4 protein-coding genes are annotated in these 8,816 nt (G+C 75.0%); 2 read left to right on the forward strand and 2 right to left on the reverse strand.

What is annotated here, in order from left to right:
• Positions 1-140: 140 nt before the first annotated feature.
• On the reverse strand, positions 141-5,912 hold the full coding sequence (locus tag B1205_RS02675) for a TIR domain-containing protein (RefSeq protein WP_089154138.1): 5,772 nt from the start codon (positions 5,910-5,912) through the stop codon (positions 141-143).
• A gap of 9 nt (positions 5,913-5,921) precedes the next feature.
• Between B1205_RS02675 and B1205_RS02680 the strand changes: the two genes are divergently transcribed.
• Positions 5,922-7,196, forward strand: coding sequence for an SLC13 family permease (locus B1205_RS02680; protein ID WP_089154139.1), 1,275 nt, complete (start codon positions 5,922-5,924; stop codon positions 7,194-7,196).
• 104 nt (positions 7,197-7,300) lie between these two features.
• On the opposite strand, the gene B1205_RS02685 is transcribed toward B1205_RS02680, so the two are convergent.
• A complete protein-coding gene (locus B1205_RS02685) occupies positions 7,301-8,155 on the reverse strand; it encodes a sigma factor (RefSeq protein ID WP_089154140.1) in 855 nt (284 codons plus the stop codon).
• Positions 8,156-8,331: 176 nt separating this feature from the next.
• On the opposite strand from B1205_RS02685, the gene B1205_RS02690 reads away from it, so the two are divergent.
• The coding region (locus B1205_RS02690) for an SDR family oxidoreductase (protein ID WP_254909660.1) at positions 8,332-8,816 on the forward strand (485 nt) is incomplete at its 3' end.

Raw genomic sequence — 8,816 nt, forward strand, 5'->3', positions numbered from 1 at the left:
GGCCCCGCCCCACCCGCTTGATCGACACCACTCCGGCGAAGTGGCGGGGTCCGAGCGCGTCCGATACCGCCACCTCGCCGAGGTGGTGTTGATCAAGCCGTGCCGGCCGAGGTGGTGTTGATCAAGCTTTGACCCCCGGGTCAGAAGGGGGCGTCGACGGCCAGGCGGCGGACCTGGGTGAGGTACGGGTCCAGCTCGCCGACCTCGAAGCGGCAGGTGCCGATGACGTGCCAGAACTGGCCGCCCGGATCACCGTCCAGCTTGTACCGGCCGTCGGGGCTGACCGCCGCCCAACCCTCCGGCAGGCCGATCAGCGTGGTCCGCAACTGGGCGTGCTCCGGGTCGGCCACGTCCCACAGCCGGACCGTGCCGTCGTCGCCGGCGCTGGCCAGGAGGCTGCTGTCCGGGCTGAAATGCACCGACCAGACCCGCCGGGTGTGCGCCGCTAGGGTGCCGTGCAGCCGCCCGGTGCCCGGGTCCCAGAGCCGGATCACCAGGTCGTCGCCGGCGGTGGCGAGCAGGTTGCCGTCCGGGCTGAACGCGCACGACCAGAGCCGCCCGACGTGCTCGGTGAGCACCGTACGCGCCTGTCCGGTGGCCACGTCCCAGACCACCGCGGTGCCGTCGTTGCCGGCGCTGGCCAGCAGCGTCCCCTCGCTGTTGAAGCCGACCGAGTAGACCCGGTCGGTGTGGTGCTCCAGGGTCATCCGGCAGGTGGCGGTGGCCGCGTCCCAGAGGCGTACCGTCCGGTCGTCGCAGCCGGTGGCGATGGTCTCGCCGTCCGGGCTGAACGCCACCGTGCGCACCCGGCCCTGGTGCGGGGTGAGCGTGGCGAAGTGCCGGCCGGTGCGGCGGTACCACAGGCGGACGGTGTCGTCGTCGTTGGCGGTCGCGAGGGCGTCGCCGTCCGGACTGAACGCCACCGCCCAGACGTGGTCGGTGTCCACGTTCAGTTCCCGCTCGTCCGCGCCGGTGTCGGTGTTCCACAGGTGCACGCCACCGTCACCGCTGGGCGTGGCGACCAGCGGATCGTCCGGGCAGAAGACGACCGAGAGCAGCCGGTCGGCGGGGCTGGCGAGCTGCCGCAGCAGCCGGCCGGTGCGCGGCTCCCAGAGCCGGACCACGCCGTCGTTGCCGCAGGCCGCCAGCACCTCGCCGTCGCCGCGGAAGGAGAGCGCGGTGACCCGCCGGCCGTGCCCGCGCAGCGTGTGCTGGAGCTGCCCGGTGCGCACGTCCCACAGCCGGGTGGTGCCGTCGTTGCTGCTGGTCGCCACCTGGTGCTGGTCCGGCCGCCAGGCCACCGGCCAGACCGAGCCGCGGTGCCGGGTCAGCTCGTGGCGTACCTGGCCGTCGTCGGTGTCCCAGAGCTGGATCGCGCCGTCGCTGGCCGAGGTGGCGAGCAGGCTGCCGTCGCCGTTGAACCGGACGCTGTAGATGGCGCCGCGCTGCCGGCCGAGCACCCGCACCGGCCGGCCGGTCTCCGTCTCCCACAGCCGCAGCGCGCCGTGCGTGTCGCCGGTGGCCATCAGCGTGCCGTCCGGGCTGATGTCCAGCGCGTACACGTCGGCCTCGTGGCCGCGCGGCTGGCGCAGCAGCTCACCGTCGGTGGCCCGGCGGACCCAGACCCGGCCGTGCTGGCCGACGGCGGCCAGCAGCCGGCCGTCCGGCGAGTGGACCACGCGGTAGACCACCTCCGGCTCGCGCACCTCGAACGCCAGTTTCCCGGTGTGGACGTCCCAGCCGCGGACCGTGCCGGCGCTGTCCGCCACCACCACCCGACGACCGTCCGGGCTGAACGAGGTGCCCCAGATCGGCGCGGCGTGCCCGGGCCACTCGTGGCGCAGCCGGGCCGTACGGGTGTCGAACAGCCGCACCACACCGGCCGCGTCGCCGACCACCAGCCGGCCCCGACGGCCGTCGGTGAGCAGCGGCCACACCCAGCCGGCGAAGACGTCCTCGATGACGTGCCGCACGTCGCCGTGGTCGGCGTCCCACAGCCGTACGGTGAGGTCGGCCGCGCCGGTGACGAGTTGGTGCGAGGCGCCGTCGTAGCGGACCGCGTAGACCCGGGACCGGTGCCCCTGGAGCGTGCGCACCGGCAGCCCGGTGGCCGTGTCGCAGAGCAGCACGCCACCGTCGTCGCTGCCCACGGCGAGCACCGCGCCGTCCGGGCTGTACGCCACCGGCACCGGCAGCCGGCCCACCTCGAAGCCGTACCCGACGCCCACCGCGGGCGGGGCCAGGCCCGGCGCCACCGGTCGGCCCGGTGCGACGACGGCGCCGCGCAGCTCCGGGGCGCGCAGCAGCGCCGGGTCGGCGCTGACGTCGATCAGCGCGGTGCGGTGCCAACTGCTGCCGGCGACGCGCGCCCCACGCAGGTCGGCCCGGAACAGCCGGGCGCCGGCCAGTTCCGCGCCGCGCAGGTCCGCCCCGGCCAGCCGGGCCTGGTCGAGGCGGGCGCCACGCAGCCGGGCGTGCTCCAGTCGCGCCTCGGTCAGGTTCGTGGCGACCAGCCGGGTGTCGGTCAGGTCGGCGCCGGTCAGGTCCGCCCCGGCGAGTTCCCGGTGGGACAGGTCCTCCCCGCGCAGCACCGCGCCGCGCAGGTCGGCCCGGTCCGGCAGGCGCAGCCGGGCGGAGAGCCGCAGCGCGTTGGCGCGCAGCGTCTCGCCGGCGGTCTCGTCGCCCAACACCCGGGCCGTCCACGCGGTGCAGCGGGCCGGGTCGGCCAGGTCACCGAGGAACTCCACGGCCAGCGCGGACAACGACCGCACCGCCAGCGCGGCCGGTTCCTCACCCCGGTTGAGCTGCTCGGCCACCCCCTCGGCGACCAGCCACTCCATCACCGAGGTGTGGATGAACCCGAACAGGCCGTCGTCGGTGCGGACCAGCAGGCTGCCGGCGCCGACCGCGTGCGCGGCCTGCGGCCCGGACAGCCGCGACTCGGCCCGGCCGGCGAGCTGGCCGGTGGCCTCGGTCAGTTCGGCCAGGCGAAGGTACGCCTCACCGCTCTCCCAGAGCTGGAACGCCAGCCGGCTGACCGCCTGCCACAACTCGGGCCGGCGCAGATTGACCGGCGCCCCCGGGATGCCCTGCGTGCGCCGTTCCTCGAAGTCCAGCCAGGACTCCAGGATCTCCCGGTAGAGCGCGGCGGCGCTGAACGTGCCGCCGGCCCCCGCCACGGCGGCCAGCCGCCCCTCGTCGAGGTTGGCGATGAACCCGAGCATCCGCGGGTTGCGGGAGAGGCCGAGCAGGTCCTTCACGCCGGCGAGCAGGCTCATCCGCTCGCGGGCGGCCCGCTCGTCGCCGCCGTAGCGGTGGCGCAGGAACGCCTCGACCTGCCCGGGGGTGAAGTCCTCCACCGCCAGCACCCGGCGGTGCGGCAGCAGGCCGACCCGCTCACCCAGGGCGGTCAGCACCTGCGAGTTGGTCTTGAAGTGCTGGGTGCGGCTGCTCACCACGATCTTCGCGGCGCCCTCGGCGGCCTGGAGCAGCGTCTCCAGGTGGTCGGCCGCCCGGTCGTAGGTGACCCGGGCCACCAGCTCGTCGAACCCGTCGAAGAGCAGCACGATCCGGCCCTGGCGCAGCATGTAGCGGAACGCCTTCAGGTCGATCACCTGCTCGCCGTGGTTGGCCAGGTGCGCGGCGACCAGCCCGTCCACGGAGTGCGCCTTGTCCAACGCCCGCAGCTCGACCAGGATCGGGATCAGGTCGGGCGCGGCGGTGGGCAGCCGGCGGGCCACCTCGCGCAACGCGAACGTCTTGCCCCGCCCGAAGTCGCCCAGCACCAGCACGAACCGGCCGTCCGGTGCGGAGACCGTCTCCAGCAGCTCGTCCACCACGTCCTCGCGGATCCGCTGGTCGGCGCCGACCAGGTGGCGGTAGCGCTGCGGCACGTACTGGCCGGGCGGATAGAGCCGGTCGGCCTGGAGCCGGGCGGTCTGCGCGGCCACGTAGTCGCGTAGGTCCAGCAGGCCCTGGAACTCGGTCAGGTGCAGCACCCGCACCCCGCGTCGCTGCGCCTCCTCGGCCAACCCACGCGGCACCCGGTCGCCGTCGTAGACCAGCTCGGACGGAATGTCCGGGTCGGTGGCGTGCACCCGGCGGGCGAACCGGTCGACGTCGGCCGGCGCGGGCGTGCCCACGTGCGCGCCGACCCGCTGCTGCCGGACCACGCCGTCGGAGCGGTAGCTCACGTACAGGTGCGGCGGGTCGGCGTCGACGCGGCGCACCACCACCCGGTCGTAGCGGGCCTCGCACACCTCGGCGAGCCGGTCGAGCAGCCGCTGCACCGGCGTCGCCGGCGTCGCCACCACGGCGGCGGGCTCGCCCTGGGTCGGGCCCTCCCCGGCGACCGGACGCCGCGGGTCGGGCACCTGCGCCGGCCCGGCGGCGGCGAACGTGGCCTCGGCGCGGGACCAGCGCACCGCCGTCGACTCGCCGACGTCGAGGCGGTCGTCGCGGCCGAGCACCCAGCGGGTCGTCCCGTCCGCGTCGAGCCGCAGCACCTGGGCGCGACCGTCGCGCGGGGCGGTGACCAGCGGCACCACCGGGTCGACCCGGGCGGCCGGGACGGCGTCGGAGAGCAGCAGGTTGAGCATCGGGCCGACCAGCCGGTTGACCGAGCCCCGGTCGCGCAGCGACACACGGTCGGGCGGGGCCTCGTCGGCGTACGGGCTGCGGGGCCCCGGAGCGTGCGCCATCGCGCCCAGCCGCAGCCACCCGGACTGCTGGTAGTGGCGCAGCCGTTGGGCGAACCAGCTCGACTGGGCCTCGCCGAGGAAGCCGTACCGGTCCTCCTCGCGGTGGGTGATGGCGATGGTCGAGTTCAACCCGGCCACCACCACCCGCAGGTCGGGGACTCCGAACAGCGTCCAGGGCTGTTCGCTGTCGAAGATCCGGTCGTCGAGGCCCTGGTAGAGGTCGTCGAAGAGTCGGGCGTAGTGCCGCCACTTCGGCCAGTACGGCGGCTGCGGGTCGACGTCGTCGGCCTCGCAGGTGGCGAAGTACGCCCGGCAGGCGGCCATGGTCACGTCGCGGGGGCCGGGCACCACGACGAGGCGGTGCGGCTCCAGGCCGAGCAGCACCCGCAGCCCGGTGAGGAAGCTCAACGCGTCGGAGAACTCGCGCGGACTGCCCGACTCGGTGAGGTTGCCGGCCACCACCAGCAGGTCCGGCCGGGGCACCCCGTCGTTCATCAGCAGCGTGAGGTCGCCCATCAGGTGTTCCTGAAGCTCACCCGGGGTGACCGGGGCGCCCGGGGAGATCACGCCACGGCCGAAACGCGGCCCGGCGACCTGGAGCACCGTCACGGTGTCGCGGGCGGTCGGTGGCGCCACCGCGGCCGGCGGGAACGGCGGCGGGTTGATCGGGGTACGCCGGGGGCGGCGCGGGGCGGGCGCCCCGACGGCCGGCGCGGGCAGCATCTCGGCGGGGTGATGTGGGAACGCCGGTTGCCGCATCGGCTTGGCCCGGCCGGTCAGCGCCTCCCGGATCCGGTCCAGCACCCGGGCGCGTGCCTGCGCCGGATCGACCACGCCCACCAGGTCGACGTAGGTGATGGTGGCGAGCAGACCGTCGATCGGGCAGTCCTCCACCCGCACCGTCACCAGCTTGTTGCCGGTGCCGTCCGGGTCGGCGCGCAGCGCGGCCTGCCACTCCAGCTTGCCGTACGTGGAGTGCAGGTAGCGTTCGGAGAGCACCGCCACCACGACCTCGGCCTCGCGGACCCCGCGATCCATGAAGTCGATGAAGTTGGTGCCGGCCACGAAGTCCCACGCCTGGAGCAGCGTGCGGTAGCCGGCGGCCTCGAACTCCCACGCCAGCCACGTCGCCCACCGTTCGTCCGCGGGCGAGTAGCTGATGAAGAAGTCGATGGGACGGTCGGACCGGGTGGGGTGCGCGCCTACAACCACGAGGCCATTATGGCCACCCACGGTCAACAGATCGACACCGTCGGCAGCTCGGCACCGGGNGCCGGCGATCCGCCGTCCGCCGCGCCCGACCGATCCCGTTGGCGTCGGCTGCACGTACTGGACTGGATCGCGGTCGCGCTGGCCGTGGTCGGCGTCCTCTGCGTGCTCACCGGCCTGCTCCCGCGCGCCGACGCCGAGGCGACCGTGCGTCGGATCGTACCCATCCTGATCTTTCTCGGCACGGTGGTGGTGCTGGCCGAGCTGACCGCGGTGGCCGGGGTCTTCGACGCGCTCGCCGCCCGGGTCGCGATCACCGCGCGGGGCAGCTTCCGGGCGCTGTTCTGGCTCTGCGTGGTTTTCGCCTCGGTGACCACGATCGCGCTCAACCTGGACACCACGGCGGTGCTGCTCACCCCGGTGATGATCGCCCTGGCCCGGACGCTGGGCGTGCCGCCGACGCCGCTGGCGATGACCACGGTCTGGCTGGCGAACACGGCGAGCCTGCTGCTGCCGGTGTCCAACCTGACCAACATCCTGGCCAGCGACCGGATCGGCCTCGACCCGGTGCCGTGGGCGGCCCGGATGTGGTGGCCGCAACTGGTCGCCATCGCGATCACGATGGTGCTCCTGTGGTGGTGGTACTGGCGACCGGCCCGCGCCGGCGCCGACCCGTTCGTCCCGCCGCCCCGGTACGCGCCGCCGGACCGGGTGGTCTTCCGCACCGCGCTGGTCGCCTGCCTGATCTTCGTCGGCGGGGTGCTGGCCGGCGTCGAGATCGGCATCGCCTCCGGGGTGGCCGCCGCGATCCTGGTGGCCGGCTTCGCCGTGCGCGCCCGCGGCAGCCTGCGGCCCGCCCTCGTGCCGTGGCGGCTGCTGGTCTTCGTGACCGGGCTGTTCCTGGTGGTGCAGACCATCGGCCACCACGGCCTGGACACCGTGATGGGGACGCTGATCGGTGCCGACCCGGGCGCGGAGGGCGCGCTGCGGGCCGGCGCCGTCGGCGCGTTGTTCAGCAACGCGGTCAACAATCTGCCGGCGTACGTGGCCGGCGAGGCGGTGATCGCCGCCGACCGGCACACGCAGTTGCTGGCGCTGCTGGTCGGCACGAACGTCGGGCCGCTGGCCACGCCGTGGGCGTCGCTGGCGACCCTGATCTGGTACGAGCGTTGCCGGGCCGCCGGTGTGGCCGTGCCGTTGGGCCGGTTCGTGGCGACCAGCGCCGCGCTGGCCGCGCTCGCCACGACGGCGACGGTGGCCGCCCTGCTGGTCGGCCCCGGCGCCTGACCGGCGCTCCCCCGCCCCCTTGTCATTGTCGGGGAAACGGCGACATCCGGCACGCTCGGACACCACCACTTCGGCGATCCCGTGTCGAGGGGACGCGGCGGCGCTCAGTCGGCAAGGCCGAGCGCGGCCAGCCGGCGCGGGTCGGCGATCACGTCGACGGCGGCGACCCGCCCTGAGGTGACCGTGAACGCCATCACCGACAGCGGTCGGCCGCCGGCGCTCACCAGCACCCCGGCGGCACCGTTGACCAGCACCGGCCGGGCGTACGGGAAGAGCTTTCCGAACGTGGTGGCCTGCGCCGCGACCTCGGTCGCGCCGGTGAGCACGGTGGTGTGCCGGGCGCGGGCGGCGCCGCCGTCGGAGCGGAGCACCACGTCCGGGTGCAGCACCGCGACCAGCGCGTCGAAGTCGCCGTCGCGGGCGGCGGCCAGGAAGGCGTCCACCACCGCCCGCTGGCGGGCGAGGTCCGGGTCCGGCGCGGGCGCCTGCCCGCGTACCCGGCGGCGGGCCCGGCTGGCGAGCTGCCGGGCCGCCNCGATCTCGTCGAACGGCACCCCGAACATGTCGTGCAGCACGAACGCGAGCCGCTCGGTCGGGGTGAGCGTGTCCAGCACCACCAGCAGCGCCAGGCCCACCGCGTCGGCGAGCACCACGGCGTGCGCCGGGTCCGCGTCCGGCTGCGGCGTCCGGACCACCGGGTCGGGCAGGCGTACGTCCAGCGGGTCCTCCCGGCGGGCGGCGCGGGACCGCAGGATGTTCAGGCTGACCCGGGCCACCACGGTGGTCAGCCACGCGTCCAGGTTGTCCACCGCGGCGACGTCGGTGCGGGCCAGCCGCAGCCAGGTCTCCTGCACCGCGTCCTCGGCCTCGGTGAGCGAGCCGAGCAGCCGGTAGGCCACCCCGCGCAGCCGCGGCCGCTCCCGCTCGAAGCGCTCCACCAGCCCGGCGTGCCCGTCCATCGTCGTCTCCCCTTCCGCCTGCCGTTCCGACCCGCCGTAGCCCGGCGACGTGACGGCAAGTGACGCGCGTCACACCGGTCACACCGGCCCGCTGCCGCGGGTCGACCGGGTGAGGCAACCGATCCCGACGGAGGACGCAACATGAACGCACCCATCCTGGTCACCGGCGGNTGCGCGTGCTCAGCCGGCGCGGCGGCGCCCCGGCCGACGGGGTCACCCACATGACCGCCGACCTGCTCACCGGGGCTGACCTCGAATCCGCGCTGCGCGGCGTGACGACCGTGCTGCACCTGGCCGGCGGCCCCAAGGGCGACGACCGGGCCGCCGCGAACCTGGTCCGCGCCGCGCGGCGGGCCGACGTGGCGCACCTGGTGCACGTCTCGGTCGTCGGCGCCGACCGGGTGCCGCTGGCCTGGCTGCGCGCCAAGCGCGACGCCGAACGGGCCGTGGCCGACTCCGGCCTGCCATGGACCGTGCTGCGCGCCGCCCAGTTCCACGATCTGGTGCTGACCCTGCTGACGGCGATGGCGAAGCTGCCCGTGGTGCCGGTCCCGGGCGGCCTGCGGCTGCAACCGGTCGACGCCGGGGAGGTGGCCACGCGGCTGGTCGAGTTGACGCTCGGGACACCCGCCGGTCTGGTGCCCGACGTGGCGGGGCCGGC

Source organism: Micromonospora sp. NBS 11-29, from assembly GCF_002140155.1.
Lineage (GTDB): Bacteria > Actinomycetota > Actinomycetes > Mycobacteriales > Micromonosporaceae > Micromonospora.